Source organism: Helicobacter sp., from assembly GCF_017502485.1.
Lineage (GTDB): Bacteria > Campylobacterota > Campylobacteria > Campylobacterales > Helicobacteraceae > Helicobacter_B.
The window spans coordinates 1-14,762 of sequence record NZ_JAFVUX010000031.1 but is presented as its reverse complement, the minus strand read 5'-3'; the positions used below and the strand labels follow the sequence as shown (position 1 = coordinate 14,762).

Here is a 14,762-nt window from a genome sequence, read left to right as displayed (position 1 = left end):
AGTAGTATCACCTAAGCTAAAATCACAAGGAGGTTATTATGGCAGAGGTGCATACAAACCAAATTTCTTCTATTAAAAATACACTTTATGGTATGGTTAATAGTGCAGGGCAGGCATATAGGCAGGATTCTATCCAAGCGTCTAATATGCGCGCTGCAAGCTCTATTCATACCCATCGTGATGATGTGTATACTCGTGGCGAGCTAGTGCATACAGCAAAAGAGATCAACAAGAAAATGGAGCATATTGGTGCTGATATTAATTTCAGTTACAATGATGATATTGGTGGGCTTGTTGTAACGGTGAAAGACCCAAACAATGGTGGTAGGGTGATCCGAGAAATCCCAAGCAAAGAAGCCATTGAGCTTACAAAAAAAATGCATGAAGTAGTTGGGCTGATCTTCGATAAAAGAGGATAGTTTAGGTTCTAGCTGGTATGCTATGCTAAGAATCGTGGGAGATAAGTAATGGCAGTAGGTAGGATCAACTCATTGGGAGTTGGTAGCGGAGTGTTGAGCTATGATGTCATTGACAAGTTGCGCGAAGCAGATGAAAAGTCAATGATTCGTCCAATAGAGCGGAAAATGGAGCAAAATATTGAGAAGCAAACCGCGCTCGCAGAGATTAAGACGCTAGTATCTGCTATACGCACACCTACAAAAACTCTTGCAGACTATTCTTCTTACCTAGGGCGCACAACCAATGTCAATAGTGATGCAATTAAGGCAACTGTTGCAAGCGGTGTACCTATACAAGATATTAAAGTTGATGTGCATCAGCTAGCTCAGGGTGATATTAATGAGGTTGGCGGGAAATTTGAGAGTAGGGATAGCGTGTTTAGCGAGAATGATGTAAGTCTTAGCTTCTATACACAGGGTAGAAGCTATAAGATTGATATTAAGGGTGGCATGAGTCTAGGTGATGTTGCACAGCTTATTACTGATGAGACAAATGGCGAGGTTATGGGCATCATTATGAAGACAGGCGGATCAAAGCCCTATCAACTTATGATGAATTCTAAAGGTATGGGGGATCAAAGTAGAATCTATTTTGGCACAACGCTAACGACAAATATCCCGGTTGGTGCTTTGAGCTTGGGTGAGGGTGATTTGACCTTAAAGCTTACAGATAGTAATGGTAATGAGCAAAGTTTGGATATTAAGTTAAAGACAGATGGCTCGGGAGATAGTGCTCTAGCTGTCAAAGAGGCGATAAGAGAAGCCATAGAGTCTAATGATGAGCTAAAAGATTTGCTTGATACAGAGATTAATGTAGGGCTTGATAAAGATGGCAGGGGGCTTGTGATCAATGATTTGCGTGGATATGGCGTAAGTGTGGAGGGCGCGCAAGCTGGATCGCTTGGCTTCCGCGATGGACAGGCAAAGCAAGAGCCACTTATAGAATCTAGGCAGATGGTGAAGTCGGGCAAGCTGAGTGGGACCGTGATGATTGGTAGTGTGCCACTAGATCTTGCTAAGATGACTAAAGATAAAAATACTAGCGAGCAAAATGCCCAAATCATCGCACAAGCCATAGAAAATATCGCAGGGATGCATGCTAGCACTGATGGTTTTGGGAAGCTTACTTTAAGCTCAGAAGTAGGTGAAATCAAAATTAGCGCACAAGATGATGCAGGTAAGCAAGCTATAGAAGCTATTGGATTGAAGTCTGGAACTATGCAGAGCTATACGAAACTGCAAAATAGCTTGTTTAAAATCAAAAACATTCAGCAAGGACAAGATGCGCTTATTTCCTATAATGGTGCGCAAATTTCACGCCCTACTAATGAGATTAATGATGTCGTAGGTGGCGTATCAATGAGTTTGCAGTCAACAACGGAGCCGGGCAAGCCAGCGATTATTAGCATAGGACGAGATGATGCAAATATTATTGAGCAGGTGAAAGAATTTGTGAAAGCTTATAATGAGCTAGTCCCTAAGCTTAATGAGACAACACGCTATGATGAGGATACGAGTGTTGCTGGGGTGTTTAATGGTGTGAGTGACATACGCACGATACGATCTTCGCTTAATTCTTTGATCAGCTATTCAGAGCTTGTTGATGGCAAGCTTGCAAGTCTTGTGAATTATGGCATCACGCTTAATGATAAGGGTGTGATGTTTTTAGATGAATCTATGCTTGCAAGTGCGATAAGTGCTGACCCAAAGGGTACGGAAGAGTTGTTTTATGGCAGAGATAAGCAAGAGATATCCGGAAGAGAGACACATATTGATGGTGTTTTTGCAAAAATTGATAAATTTTTAGCTACTTTAGCCGATGGTAGTAACTCAAGGCTTGAAGCATTTGGCTCATCGTTAGAGCGCGATGCCAAAGCCTTACAAAAAGACAAGAAAAGTGCGACGGATTTGCTTGATACACGCTATGAGACGATGGCCAGTCGTTTTGCGGCTTATGACAGCCAAATTGCAAAGACGAAAAATGCCTTTGGCTCAGTGCAGATGATGATCGATCAGTCTGTTGCTAAAAAGTAGCTTGAAGAAGTAGCTCATTAGGAAAGGATAATTATGAGAAGCAATGCCTACAATCTCTACCAACACAACGAAATTTCCGTGGAGTCTCCCGCTAAATTGATTGAGATGCTCTATGAAGGGATATTGCGTTTTTGCGGACAAGCAAAGCGACATATGGAGCTGGGAGATATTGAAAAAAAGATCTATTATATCAATCGTGTAACAGATATTTTCACAGAGTTACTTAATGTCCTAGATTATGAGAGAGGTGGCGAGGTAGCTACTTATCTCACGGGGCTTTATACGCACCAAATCAAGTTGCTTACCCAAGCGAATGTCGAAGATAATGCAGAAAAAATTGATATTGTTATCAATGTAGCAAAGGGCTTGCTTGAAGCTTGGAGAGAGATCCACCAAAATGAGCTGGCTTGATAGCCTAAAGGTCGCAATTATCCAAAAAGACACACAAAAGGCATTTGCGCATATACAGACACTTCCCGAGAGCTTTGATGATATAGAGGAAATGCTCCAAGCAAGGGAGCTTATCGCTCAGGTACTCGACTTGCTTGAAGAGGAAAAGAGCCATATTAGAATACAAATGTTACAAATAAAAGCTGCAAAAAAATTCATAGAGATTAATTCATAACTGCTACATACAAATTTATTTGGACAATTGTTGTAGATAAGGGTTATAGGCGCGATATATTTGGCAGATAAGCGTGGTATCGAATATTTGTGTAAATCTTGGTTGGGCATAGCAAATGTTTGCGGGACTATTTAAGCATCAGTATGTTTAAACCCAATAAGATATTCAAATAGTTTATCAAAATTTTCTTTGCTTTTGTCTTCCGGCTTGTCTTTTAGATTCTCTGTGTTTTTAAATGCGCTTGAGATAATACTTGATTGCTTGTTTTCTTTGCGAGTATCCAAAGCCAAACTTCTCTCTATCTTCATCACTAAATAAAAGATTCTATGGCATAGACATTATTTTTTTATGTTGCCACTTGCATTTTTAAAAATATCTTTAAGCGTAATAACTGAAAGTTTGCTTTTAAACTTTTATTCACCTTCAATACCTTTTTTCATAGCTTGTCCTGCTCTGCCATTGTCTACTAGCAAAATGGGGTGGATACGCAGTGTTTTGCAAAAGCGATGTTTTGTACTTTTTGTCTTTGTTCAGCATTAGTTCTTTATTATTTTTATCGCTAGATTCTGTATCTCCCTTGCCACCAAGTCCGCTAAGAGGCAAAAATATAAGCTTATTAGAATCTTTGTAGTCATAAATCTGGCTATATGCGTTTAGAATGTTGTAATCCATAATACCCTCTACAAATACAAGATTACTTACATCAAGTTTAATATCTGTCCCTAATGCTTTGCGTATATCATTAAGTATATCGCCCTAGCATTGAGAAGTCATTAATGATGAGTGAGCCTTTTGGATTGTTCTATCTCATTAGGCTCCAAAGAGTTTAATGACTTTATAATCCACACTTCATTAAGATGAGTAATATCTAGCATATAGGGCGAGTGTGTAGCGATGATAAATAAAACACCACCTTTCTTGTCATAATCTTTTATAAACTCTCGTAATTCTCTTTGGGCGGGTATGCTTAGACTATTTTCTGGCTCATCAATGAGAACAATATTGCCCTTGCCAACTTATCTCTATATAAAAAGTTAAAAAAGAGATTTGAAAAATTTTCTAAAACCTGTGTTTTGTCGCTCCAGATTGATAGTATCGCCATTTTTCCTTTACTTAGCTCTACAGCACTAGAATCTAGCCTAATATGAAAGCTATAAACAGACCGCTCCAAGCAATCAAATCATTAAAGCGTTTATTGATTGTGCGTGTCAAAAAGCTCGTTAATCTCATCTTGTGTGGTGGTGTGATGGTCCCATCATCTTTTTATAAGCCTTTTGTATCATCGTTTCTCTATCCAAGATTGTAAAAAGCACTTGAAAAAAGCTTGATTGATTGAACTTGCTAAGCTTTACTTTTAAGTCCTTTTTGGCAATTGTATTTTCTTTATATAGCACGATGTTGGGCAAAAATGCAATATCAAAATGCTCTTTAATAATATCTCTATCCTTTTGCCTTTGTCTATCTTTTTGGAAGCGTTCAATTGGTATTTACAAGAGGGTTTGTAGGTTTGAATCTCTATTGAGATAACAATCTTTTCCACCATATTTTGCAAGGTCTTATAGTGATTTTGCAACTCCTTAAATGTTGTATCACCTTTGATAGTAGATTCTATATTTTCCATTTTTTTGCATATGCTACTTGAATATGCGTGCTTGTTTATACTTAAGGCATTTTTTCATATGTTCTCTTGCTCATTTGGTATCATAAACCCTATATGTTTCCAACTCTTTTGGCAAATTTGTTGTTAATCTATTAGGTGTTAGTGTTGCCCTAAAAATGTATGGTTTTACTTGTGAAGCACTAATGCTTGATTGAGATTCTGTTTGGTTGGATTTTGCTTTTTCAAACTTTCCCTTTAAAAACTCTCGTAATTCTTTTGCATTATCACAATCTTCAGGTGCTTTAGTATCGCTAATTACAAATTTACAGGCAAGTTTAATTACTCTGTTTTTGTCTTTAATTTCATTGTATTTTTTCTGCAAGGCACTAAAACACTTTAATGCCTTGCCACCTTGATCTACACTGCAAAGTAGCATACGATTATGTTCTGGCAAGATAAGGCGGATTTCTTTCCTGTCTCCCACTTCATCATAGCCATAGATTCCATATACTTGAGAGCTTTCAAACATATTTTGGATAAATTCACAATATTCCTCTTGTGTATCGCTTTCATTAAGTTCCGCGCCCTTTTCTAGGCTACCTTCAGTAAAAAATATCCTAAAAGTTTTACCCGAAAAATTAGAGTCTATATCTTGCCCTTGCGTATTTTTTGTAGATTCTGCTATCGCTTCCAATATCTTTGAATCTGTGATTTTATACTCTAAGTGTTAGCTTTGGCTCTTCTTTATATCCGCGATAATCTGGCTTGTTGCTATCTTATAATTTGGATTGCGATAAACTAGCTAACTCATCTAGCACATTACTTTTTCCATCATTACCACCAAGTAGGACTAATAATCTACCAATATGCCCTCCATCATTAGAACCTAGCTGCAACTTATTGCTAAGATTTTCTTGCTTAGAATCTAATATGCCTAGATTCCTAAAATTCTCAAACACTATGCTTCGCGTATTCATTTTTGCTCCTCTCCCTCTTCGTTTAATGCTTTTTTATTCTTTGCTAGAATCTTTTGGCACTCTAGCAAATATTCTAAAATGGGGTCTAGCACCTGCGTTGTGTCACCATATTAATGAACTCTATTTTCACGCTATTATCCTTTTTCAAAAGATTTGCAATGATTTGGATTCTATCTCGCGTGCTTTTTGTCTTTGGCTGCACGAGATTTCCTACGATATAGCTCATCGCTTTGCTTTTATCAAACCCTTTTTCAGTCATCACAAAATCAAAAATTTTGAGCAACTTCAACTCTATGTTGTCCTTATAGTCCTGTCTCATACATTTGTATGAATTTATATATTGTTGGGCGAGAGATTCCTAAAAAAATCTACCAAATCTACAAGTCGAATTTCAATTTCTTTTAGCCACTCTCTTAGTAGCTTCAGAGGGGCTTGACTTGTTTGGACTGTATTGTTGCAAGTGTTCTTACTTTTATTGGTTTGTCATTAACTTGCCTTGATTTTCTTACTTGATTGTGGTGCTTTTACATAATTATGTCAATATATACTTTACATCTTATGTAAATAATAGGGGGTGGCTTTGGCATTGTTAATATATGTTTTTGGATCTGCTGTTTGCATAAGTGCTTGGCGCATACATACTCCAGAAATTGGCATACTTGTTAAAGCCGGTAAGGTCTCTAGTGTAATGCCTCCAATAGCATAAAGCCCTTGTAGTGCAGGCTTATCCCTAGAATCTGCTTTTACAAAGCTAGATTCTAGGGTGATGATGGATTCTAGTAGCTTTAGCCCTTTTGGCTCCACGCCTACTTTGCACGAGCTTTGGAAAATATGCCCGATAATGACATAATCCACCCATTTCCTAGCAGCTAGGTATTCTTCTATGCTATGCACAGAGATTCCAAGCGTACGAAAGTGCGATCGTAAGTGTGGTAAATGCACAATTTGATTGCTTTGGCAGTGTAGGGCAGGCGCGCTAAGTTCTTTGGCTACTTGAGCAAAAGAGTGTAAAACACACGCCACCCCCGTGCCAGCACATATTTTTAAGGCTTGTTTAGCCAGCACGCTATATGTGCTAGGCTCTAGTTGCTTTTCACGCAGGATAATCGCACCAACATCACTTTGAGCTAGCAATTCTATGTGCTCTAGTAAATCACTCTTGCAGATCCTAGAATCTGTGATGGCGACAATCTCTCTAGCCCACATAGATGCTATCGCTAAGCACAGGTTGTAGGGCATTTTGCTTAAGCATAGCCATAATCTCACTAACCCCCCTAGAATCTGCTATATCAAACTGTTCATCACCTTTTTTCTCCACATTTTTTCCCCCTATGCCAACCGATACGCCAGCACTCATCTTGCTCGCCCCAAGCTTTATGAATTCATCGCGCAATCCCTTGCGCTCGCGACTAGAAATCGTGATGCTTGCATATGGTAAAAAGAGCCGATATGCGCAAAGTACTTGTAGTAGTCTTGTCTCTCCCACATCCTTTGCACCCAGCTTTTTATTATTGATGATAGGGCGTAAGCGTGGGATTGATAAGGCAATTTCTGCGTGGGGATAGCGTGCTTGTAAAAAATGCGCGTGTAGTGCAGTCGCAAGCGCATCTTTACGAAAATCTGCAATGCCTAGTAGCGCACCAAAGCCCACCCCCCTAAATCCAGCACGCAATGCCCGCTCTTGTGCATAAAATCGATAGGGGAAGACACATTTCTCCCCAGCAGTGTGGATTCTAGTGTAGCGCAGGGGATCGTAAGTTTCTTGAAAAATCGTTACATAATCACAGCCATTTTCGTGCAAGAGCGCGTATTCATCGGTATTCATTGGGTAAATCTCCACACCTACGACATTGAAATATTCTTTGGCTATAGCACAGGCTTTGGCGATATATTCTACGCTTGCATACTCTCTGCCCTCACCTGTAAGCATAAGCACTTCTTGCAAGCCACTTTGTGCGATTGCTTGCATTTCTTGGTGGATCTCGCGCTCACTAAGCTTGGCGCGTGCGATTGGATTACCCTTTTGGAATCCGCAATATACGCATTTGCTTGAGCAGTGATTGCTAAGATACAAGGGAGTAAAAAGGGCAATATTATTGCCAAAATACTTGCGTTTTACCTGCGCGCTTTTAAGTGCTAGCTCGTGGATAAACTTCTCTGCAGCAGGAGAGAGTAGGGCTTGTAAATGTGCTATATTTAGGCTTGTAGCATTTAAAGCGCGCTTGATATCACTTGTATCAAAACTTGCTTCATCATAGTGTGCAACTTCTGTCAGTACTCGCTCTAATAAATCACTATCAATTTGCTCCATAAAGGGCATATATGTCATACAATCACGTCGCATAACTCTTCCCCCCTAATCGCGTAAAAAGCCTGTAGGTGGTGAGCTAGGTTTGGGTACGCTTGTAGGAGCAAGTCCAGCGAGATACGCACTTCGCCCAGCTTCCACGGCTAAGGCAAATGCACGCGCCATTGTTGGGATATGGCTAGATTCCGCTATGGCGGTATTTACCATAACTGCAGCCACACCCATTTGCATGGCTTCACAAGCTTGAGCTGGCGAGCCAAGCCCTGCATCAACGATAATTGGCAGTGCAATTTCATTAAGCAGGATTTGTATAAATTCTCTTGCACATAGCCCCTTATTGCTCCCAATTGGTGCAGCCAAAGGCATAATTGCTGCAGCCCCAGCATTGCACATATCGCGCGCGGCGTAGAGATCTGCAGACATATAAGGTAAAGGGGTAAAGCCATTATTTGCAAGTAGTTCCACAGCTTTTGCAGTTTCATAGTTATTGGGCAAGAGATATTTGCTATCAGCGATGACTTCTATTTTTATGAGATTCGCGCCACAAATTTCTCTAGCAAGGCGTGCTATACGCAGGGCTTCATTGGCATTCCTAGCACCGGAAGTATTGGGCAAAAGTGTGATATGTTTTGGGATAAAATCCAGGATATTTTCTAGTCCTTGTGGATTGGCACGGCGCAGAGCTAGGGTAATGATTTGTACATTAGCCTGCGTGATAGCGGAGTCAATCAGCTCTAGAGAGTATTTACCAGATCCTAGGATAAAGCGATTGGTGAAGCTAAATCCACCTATCTGCAAAACATCATTTTCCAAAGACATATCCTTAAAGAGGCTAGATTCTAGGGTGGAAGATAGGGGCGCAAAAAGAGAGTGATATATTTAAGGCGTGAAGCAAGTGCTAGCGCGATGTAAAGCACACGCTACTAAAGTCTTAAACATAATCAGCGCAAAGTGGCACAGCTTTCAAATAGCACGATTTTTCAATCCCTGTAATTCTAGCTAAAATCCCCAGCACTTTGTCAATACTTTTGCAAATTTTTTGCACAAGCCAAGCCAGATCCTTCTCGCGCGTGCCAAATCTACCTAAATCAAAACCACTGCTAGCCAAGGCTTGCTGCTCCTCTGCGCAAACACAAGCCAGCGCACTTCCAATGTTCCATCTAAGCACAGTAGCTAGAATCTTACATTTTTGTATTTTGTACACACGCTAAAATTTACCCACCAAAACCACAAAAACTCACCTTTCATATGTATGGGGACTCGTGGGGCGAGCAGTTGCCACGCGTATCGGTGTGCGCTAAATGTGAGCATAACTTGCAAAATAAGAGCTTTTATTGAAAACTACCCATTTTTTGCATTAGGTGTATTTGGACAAAGAAGTTTTAATGTTTCTTTTTATATTGCTCCAAAGCCTTAATGGTTAAATACTCAAATAAAGCTTGCTCATCTTTAATGCTACTATGAATAGAAGCTTGAATATATTTGGCAAATATATCTTCTTCCATTTCTTCAAAAATAGGACTATACAGCTCTTTACTGATTAAACTTAGGGCTAAAAGATTAATGAGTTTTGTGGATTTTATAAGAGGGATATTGGCGATAATATTCTCAAAATCTTTAATGTCTAATTTCTCATATTGCTCATTAATTTTTACAATTTTTTGATTTGCTTGGAGTTCTTTTAAAATCTTATCAAGGGTTTGTAAAATATTTTGATACTCAAATTCTAAAGGATTCTGTTCTTGGCTTTTATGTGAAAAGTTATTTACTATTTTTTCTCCTATGAAAGCATAATCAGTTTTACTTACTATAAGACTTTCTATATCTTCTTTTTCTTGAAAATCAAATTGAATTTTACCTCTAGGCTTTAAAAGATTCTCATCAATTTTGTCGCACTTTTCAATGCTATCAAGTTTTTCTTTATTTGTTAAAAAATTTTCGTTGATTTCTTTATAATCTACAAAGCGAAATTTAATATTTGAGATTCTAAAAATATCTCCTTTGTTGATAATGGTCTCAAAGCCACTTTGCATTCTGGAAAAAGATTCATTATAAAATATAGCAGCATCTTCTACAGGGGCGATGGTAAAAAACCCTTCATCAAAACCTATTTTTAAATGCCTAGCCTGTATTTTGTTTTCTCTATCTTGAACACAAAAAGAACATTGTGAATCACTCCCTATAAATCCTCCATTTCTATCAAATATATATGCTTTATCTTTACTTAAAGCTTCTTCTAAGTTTTCAATAATAACACCAATTTTTTCTTCATTGTTCATCGTTGTTTTCTCCTATTGTAACAGATTCTACAATCCTTAATTGTTGAATTATATTAAGAATTTGCTGAACCTCCAAAGCACCATTGGTCAATTTAAAATCAAAATACAACTTTTCATTATTGTTAAAAAATATACTGTATGCACCATTATGTCTATTTTCTTGTAGGAATCTATACCAAGCCCATTCTCCACTATATGTCTTATTGTGAGTTACATTTGGATTGTGGTAATCAAAAGTCGTTAGGCTTAAGTTTGTATTTGCATTAAATTGTTCCCCAATAATTTGTAGAATAGAGTTTAAAGTATGATCATATCTAACATTGTGGGAATTATATTGTAGCTCTATCGCAGAGAAATCAGCACTTAAATCCAAACTTTGTAATGTAAAATTGACTTTTATATTATCATTTGCATTTAGCATTAATTCCGAGAGATTTTTAGCATTTCTCATAAATCCTAAAAAACTCTTAGAGAAATTTATATTCACATCAGATTGAGTGGTTAAAAGGTAAGAATTAGTTTTTTTGATCAATACGGAATGCAAATATTTGTTGTAGAATTTATTGAGAGTTCCATTTTTGCCAAAAAAACTTTTAAAAGCATCCATGCTCAATTCTTGTATGCTTTGAGTATTGAAAGGATAAAATGGTGCAATTTCATTCATAAAAGGTGTGCTAACTTCATTAAACCAAGCAGTATTAAGCAATGAGATGCCACGAGACTCTATAAGATTCCACGCATACAAATACAATTTAGCGTAATATTGTTCTAATTCTGGCGGAAGTTGCTTAATATCATTGGAGAATATCACAAAAGGATCATGCTGTTCTTGTCTGTGATTAAATGCATAAGATATTTTATTATCGACGCTTTGCGTGTTGTTTGTATCAAATTCTACGATTTTGGCGTGAATATTTTTAATGTCTAAACCGATGGCTTCCATCATATTTGTATCAGTATCAGCACTAAGACCTACTGCCGAAACTCCAGAGTTCAAAAATGAATCTTGCTTAATAAGTTTATGGTAGGGACTAAAAGTATTGGTAATCTGACCAAAGTGCATTTTAATCTCATTAGTATTGAGTCCTGTATTGTAGGCTTCTTTTAACAAAAAAACATCATTTAAATTTGTGTTGATAGTAACAATTTTGATTAAAGTTGATAGCGGGTTATCTATTTTGGATAAAACGCTAAGTTGATTGAGAGTGGCATCTTTGGAGCCGTATTGCTTTGGTTCAAGAGACCAAAGCAACTCCTCCCATTTGTTTTGGTATTCTATCAAATATAATTTGAGTATATCCATTGAAAGTGTGTCTTTATTTTCTTTTGTTAAATTGCTAATATTTTCAAGCATCCAAGATTCTATATTGATCATATCATCTATATTGTGATGTAAATTTTGTAAAAAGCTTATCATCCCACTTTTAGTATAGAATTTCTCTATGGAGGCGATTTTGCTTGATTCTGCAAAAATACTATTTGCGGCAACGCCCAATTCTTCCCTGATTCTATAAATTTCCTTTTGTTTATCATTATTGAGAAAATTTAACAAAATATAAAGTCTTTGTGCTCTTGTGGTTGTTTTTTGCAATGTCAAAATCGCTAATTCAATACTCTTTTGGTCTTTATAGAAATCTTCTATATGAATTTTTTGAATATCATCAACACCACTCAAGAAGCTTTCCTTGGAAATATTATATTTGCTCAATAGCTGCCAATTTTCATTAATCCAATTCTTAAGCAAATGTTTATTTAAATATTCTCGCTCAAATAAGGACTTATACATATATAATGTTTTTATCAAATTGCTTTTATTTTTTTCATTAGTTTGCAAGACATATTCCATTTCCTTAAGTAAAGTATTCTTGAGTACATCTTCATTCAATTTATAGTAAAACTCTTGGGCTTCTAAAAAACCCCTATATGATATCCTGAGACTTGGATACTGCATAAAATTGTTCTTTGTTGAAAGTTCAGGGTAAACACCTAAAATATTTTTCAAGTTTGTGAGTAGATTGACTTTTTCTTGTATGTTGAGTTGTCTATAATCCACATCATTTAAGAGAATTTGCAATGCGTGGAGAGTGTTTGTCGCTTTTTCTTTTTCTGATTTATTTCTAGAAATAAAATAAGAAGATAAGAAATAAGTACTTAAGCCTAAGGTAAATATAAGAAATAACATTGAAAACTTTTTAAAAACATTTTTCATGCTACTCAAAGAATAATCCTTAAAGATAATATTTTCCAGTAAAGATTCTACAAAATAACTTCGCTGATTATGTAACGGGTTTGCTTTTGCCAATGCTTTTTTGATATTGTATTTTTCGCATACACTATCAAGTAAAAAGTTTCTAGGAGTGTTTTCTTGATATGCACTCACAAAATATACGCCTCTTAATAAAGAGTTATTTTTAAATGCTAGTTCGGTTTGTGTTTCCAAAAGAAAATCTTTAGCAAAAGCAAATAAATTGTCAAGCTGTTTGAGAAAAAGATACATTTTGTTTTTATCTTCTAAGGAGTAGATAGAGTGATTGTGATTAATAAAGTTAAGTAATAAAGACTGACTAATCTCCCTAAACTCTTTATTTAAAGTATCGGCGTTCAATTTCTCTCTAAAGCTAAGACCTAGGGTTTTATTAGCGATCTTTTCATCAAAAATTCCAAAAAACTCCTTCATGCCCTCTAGTAAATCAATCTTAGAAAAAACCACATAAATGGGAATTTTAATATTAAGCGAATTTTCACAATCATTCACTCTTCTCGAAAGATATCGAATAATATTTGTTGAATATTCTTTAGGGCTACTTAAAAATAATCTTGTGTCTATGACTAAAATTATACCATTAAGTTTGCTATGAAAAAAGTTTCGATTTAAAAAATTTAGGAAATTTATCCAAATGTTTTTTTTAATCAAAAATTCTTTGTTTTTATCTAGATCATCTTCGGGAAGCTCATCACTACTTGAGGGGATAAAAAGATTTTCTTGAGAAAAATAATTTCCTTCTGTGTCAAGTAATGCCCCACTTTTGGAAACATATAGAGAAAAGTTATTTGTAGATTGATGAAGTTTTTTGTAAGATTGTAAGCTATCGCTTAAGGGGTATTCTATGTTGGAATAATTTATAAAAGTACTTTTTCCTGCACTTTCTTCCCCCACAACAATAACTAAAGGCAATTGTTTAAACTTTATTTTTTGTTTCCAAGTTTCTCTAGCATCTTGCAGCGCAATAAAAAAATTTCTTTTAGCTCTAGACAGAGAATCTTTAGTTTCTTTGTTTAAGGCTTTTAATTTTGCTTTTTTTTCATCTTTGAGCGATATAAAAAAACTAATGGTTGGTTTAAGGAAGAAAAATAAAAAGACAATGAGCCACAGGGTGAATATGATTCCTAATCGTAAATATGAATTCCTAAAGATATGGTTATCGTTAAAGGATATTGAATAGCCCCAAAACCAAAACAGCATGCTTAAAATGACCAAAAATCCAAGCGTTAACGCAATAAGGAATAATGGAGAGCGTATAAAATGAAAAATCTTTCTAAACATTAGCTAAAACCTTAACATATTTCTAAAATTTGCTGTATTTTATGATACCATTGCAATGTGCAATGGGATCATAGTCACACAAACCAAATGTGGCTAGATTATACCAAAATTAAGGAGACAAAATGGCACAACCAGCTTACATAAGGATTGAAGGCTCTACCCAAGGACTTATTTCAAGTGGTGCTTCGACACCAGAAAGTATTGGGAATCGTTACCAATTAGGGCACGAAGATGAAATTATGGCCCAGGAAGTCACTCATATTGTAACTGTCCCAACAGATCCGCAAAGCGGACAACCAAGTGGGCAAAGAGTGCATAAGCCATTTTCTTTTACTTGTTCGTTAAATAAAGCTGTCCCACTTCTGTATAACGCTCTTACAAATGGAGAAAGATTACCGATTGTGGAAGTTCATTGGTTTAGGACTTCTACAAGTGGAGGGCAGGAGCACTATTTTACAACAAGATTAGAGGACGCTATTATTACAGATATTAGTCTTGTAATGCCCAATGCGCAAGAACAGAGCAATAACGATAAAACAGAGCTTTTTAAGGTTTCTCTCAATTATAGAAAAGTGGTTTGGGAGCATGTTGCTGCTGGAACAAGTGGTAGTGATGATTGGAGAGAGACGAGAGTTTAGTCTCCCTTGTTTTTTGCGTTTGTAAGGGATTGCTTTTAGCTTTTTGCTTGTCATCTTTGCCTTGTGGGCAAATTTGAGATAGCTAATCCCTGAGTTGAGGGAGTATTTATCTGCACAAGCGAGTTGTGTAGCTTGTATCTTTTAGAAACAATCTTCTAATCAAGCCCCAAGGACACTCCTATGCTCCATCCACTCTTAGAATCTGATAAGCTTGAGTGTATCCATAAAGGTAAAGTATTATTACAATCTAGTATAAGTAATCTACTCTCAATCAATAATGCAGGAGCGATTACTTTACA

General features: G+C 36.6%; 17 protein-coding genes. 5 read left to right on the top strand and 12 right to left on the bottom strand.

The window, feature by feature from the left end; genetic code table 11:
- Positions 1-38: 38 nt before the first annotated feature.
- The 4 genes from IKB69_RS06820 to IKB69_RS06805 are packed head-to-tail and all read left to right on the top strand — an operon-like array spanning position 39 to position 3,117.
- Complete coding sequence (locus IKB69_RS06820; RefSeq protein WP_363240353.1) at positions 39-419, top strand: flagellar protein FlaG; 381 nt, start codon at positions 39-41, stop codon at positions 417-419.
- 48 nt (positions 420-467) lie between these two features.
- Positions 468-2,492 (top strand): flagellar filament capping protein FliD, encoded by a 2,025-nt coding sequence (gene fliD, locus IKB69_RS06815; RefSeq protein WP_290947707.1) that lies wholly within the window; start codon positions 468-470, stop codon positions 2,490-2,492.
- Positions 2,493-2,522: 30 nt separating this feature from the next.
- Complete coding sequence (gene fliS / locus IKB69_RS06810; protein ID WP_150336741.1) at positions 2,523-2,903, top strand: flagellar export chaperone FliS; 381 nt, start codon at positions 2,523-2,525, stop codon at positions 2,901-2,903.
- Positions 2,890-3,117 carry a hypothetical protein gene (locus tag IKB69_RS06805; protein WP_290947705.1) on the top strand — a complete coding sequence of 76 codons (228 nt, stop codon included), beginning with the start codon at positions 2,890-2,892 and terminating at the stop codon, positions 3,115-3,117. The genes fliS and IKB69_RS06805 overlap by 14 nt, the downstream gene beginning before the upstream one ends.
- A gap of 131 nt (positions 3,118-3,248) precedes the next feature.
- Here the strand turns inward: IKB69_RS06805 and IKB69_RS06800 are convergent, their stop codons facing one another.
- The 12 genes from IKB69_RS06800 to tssM all read right to left on the bottom strand — a co-directional run bounded on the left by IKB69_RS06800 (position 3,249) and on the right by tssM (position 13,825).
- Positions 3,249-3,407 (bottom strand): hypothetical protein, encoded by a 159-nt coding sequence (locus tag IKB69_RS06800; protein ID WP_290947703.1) that lies wholly within the window; start codon positions 3,405-3,407, stop codon positions 3,249-3,251.
- A 133-nt stretch (positions 3,408-3,540) separates the two neighbouring features.
- Positions 3,541-3,789, bottom strand: a complete 249-nt coding sequence (locus IKB69_RS06795; RefSeq protein ID WP_290947701.1) for a hypothetical protein — start codon at positions 3,787-3,789, stop codon at positions 3,541-3,543.
- Positions 3,790-3,890: 101 nt separating this feature from the next.
- A complete protein-coding gene (locus tag IKB69_RS06790; protein WP_290947802.1) occupies positions 3,891-4,082 on the bottom strand; it encodes a hypothetical protein in 192 nt (63 codons plus the stop codon).
- A 726-nt stretch (positions 4,083-4,808) separates the two neighbouring features.
- Entirely contained in the window at positions 4,809-5,411 is a 603-nt protein-coding gene (locus IKB69_RS06785; RefSeq protein WP_290947699.1) for a hypothetical protein, read from the bottom strand.
- A gap of 82 nt (positions 5,412-5,493) precedes the next feature.
- Positions 5,494-5,694, bottom strand: a complete 201-nt coding sequence (locus IKB69_RS06780; RefSeq protein ID WP_290947697.1) for a hypothetical protein — start codon at positions 5,692-5,694, stop codon at positions 5,494-5,496.
- Positions 5,695-5,779: 85 nt separating this feature from the next.
- On the bottom strand, positions 5,780-5,983 hold the full coding sequence (locus tag IKB69_RS06775; protein ID WP_290947694.1) for a hypothetical protein: 204 nt from the start codon (positions 5,981-5,983) through the stop codon (positions 5,780-5,782).
- 260 nt (positions 5,984-6,243) lie between these two features.
- Positions 6,244-6,900 (bottom strand): thiamine phosphate synthase, encoded by a 657-nt coding sequence (locus tag IKB69_RS06770; RefSeq protein WP_290947692.1) that lies wholly within the window; start codon positions 6,898-6,900, stop codon positions 6,244-6,246.
- Positions 6,890-8,038 carry a 2-iminoacetate synthase ThiH gene (gene thiH / locus IKB69_RS06765; RefSeq protein ID WP_290947690.1) on the bottom strand — a complete coding sequence of 383 codons (1,149 nt, stop codon included), beginning with the start codon at positions 8,036-8,038 and terminating at the stop codon, positions 6,890-6,892. The genes IKB69_RS06770 and thiH overlap by 11 nt, the downstream gene beginning before the upstream one ends.
- Before the next feature lie 12 nt (positions 8,039-8,050).
- On the bottom strand, positions 8,051-8,821 hold the full coding sequence (locus IKB69_RS06760; protein WP_290947688.1) for a thiazole synthase: 771 nt from the start codon (positions 8,819-8,821) through the stop codon (positions 8,051-8,053).
- A 112-nt stretch (positions 8,822-8,933) separates the two neighbouring features.
- A complete protein-coding gene (locus IKB69_RS06755; RefSeq protein WP_290947686.1) occupies positions 8,934-9,170 on the bottom strand; it encodes a hypothetical protein in 237 nt (78 codons plus the stop codon).
- A gap of 214 nt (positions 9,171-9,384) precedes the next feature.
- Positions 9,385-10,281 carry a hypothetical protein gene (locus tag IKB69_RS06750; RefSeq protein WP_290947684.1) on the bottom strand — a complete coding sequence of 299 codons (897 nt, stop codon included), beginning with the start codon at positions 10,279-10,281 and terminating at the stop codon, positions 9,385-9,387.
- Positions 10,271-13,825, bottom strand: a complete 3,555-nt coding sequence (gene tssM / locus IKB69_RS06745) for a type VI secretion system membrane subunit TssM (RefSeq protein ID WP_290947682.1) — start codon at positions 13,823-13,825, stop codon at positions 10,271-10,273. Before tssM ends, IKB69_RS06750 begins: the two co-directional genes overlap by 11 nt.
- A 122-nt stretch (positions 13,826-13,947) precedes the next feature.
- Here tssM and IKB69_RS06740 point away from each other — a divergent pair, with 122 nt between their 5' ends.
- Positions 13,948-14,463 carry an Hcp family type VI secretion system effector gene (locus IKB69_RS06740; RefSeq protein ID WP_290947680.1) on the top strand — a complete coding sequence of 172 codons (516 nt, stop codon included), beginning with the start codon at positions 13,948-13,950 and terminating at the stop codon, positions 14,461-14,463.
- Positions 14,464-14,762: the final 299 nt, after the last annotated feature.

Coding starts and splice junctions, on each gene's coding strand:
- IKB69_RS06820 (WP_363240353.1), top strand. CDS start 39: ATGGCAGAGGTGCATACAAACCAAATTTCTTCTATTAAAAATACACTT.
- fliD (WP_290947707.1), top strand. CDS start 468: ATGGCAGTAGGTAGGATCAACTCATTGGGAGTTGGTAGCGGAGTGTTG.
- IKB69_RS06805 (WP_290947705.1), top strand. CDS start 2,890: ATGAGCTGGCTTGATAGCCTAAAGGTCGCAATTATCCAAAAAGACACA.
- IKB69_RS06795 (WP_290947701.1), bottom strand. CDS start 3,789: ATGGATTACAACATTCTAAACGCATATAGCCAGATTTATGACTACAAA.
- IKB69_RS06780 (WP_290947697.1), bottom strand. CDS start 5,694: ATGAATACGCGAAGCATAGTGTTTGAGAATTTTAGGAATCTAGGCATA.
- IKB69_RS06770 (WP_290947692.1), bottom strand. CDS start 6,900: ATGTGGGCTAGAGAGATTGTCGCCATCACAGATTCTAGGATCTGCAAG.
- thiH (WP_290947690.1), bottom strand. CDS start 8,038: ATGCGACGTGATTGTATGACATATATGCCCTTTATGGAGCAAATTGAT.
- IKB69_RS06760 (WP_290947688.1), bottom strand. CDS start 8,821: ATGTCTTTGGAAAATGATGTTTTGCAGATAGGTGGATTTAGCTTCACC.
- IKB69_RS06750 (WP_290947684.1), bottom strand. CDS start 10,281: ATGAACAATGAAGAAAAAATTGGTGTTATTATTGAAAACTTAGAAGAA.
- tssM (WP_290947682.1), bottom strand. CDS start 13,825: ATGTTTAGAAAGATTTTTCATTTTATACGCTCTCCATTATTCCTTATT.
- IKB69_RS06740 (WP_290947680.1), top strand. CDS start 13,948: ATGGCACAACCAGCTTACATAAGGATTGAAGGCTCTACCCAAGGACTT.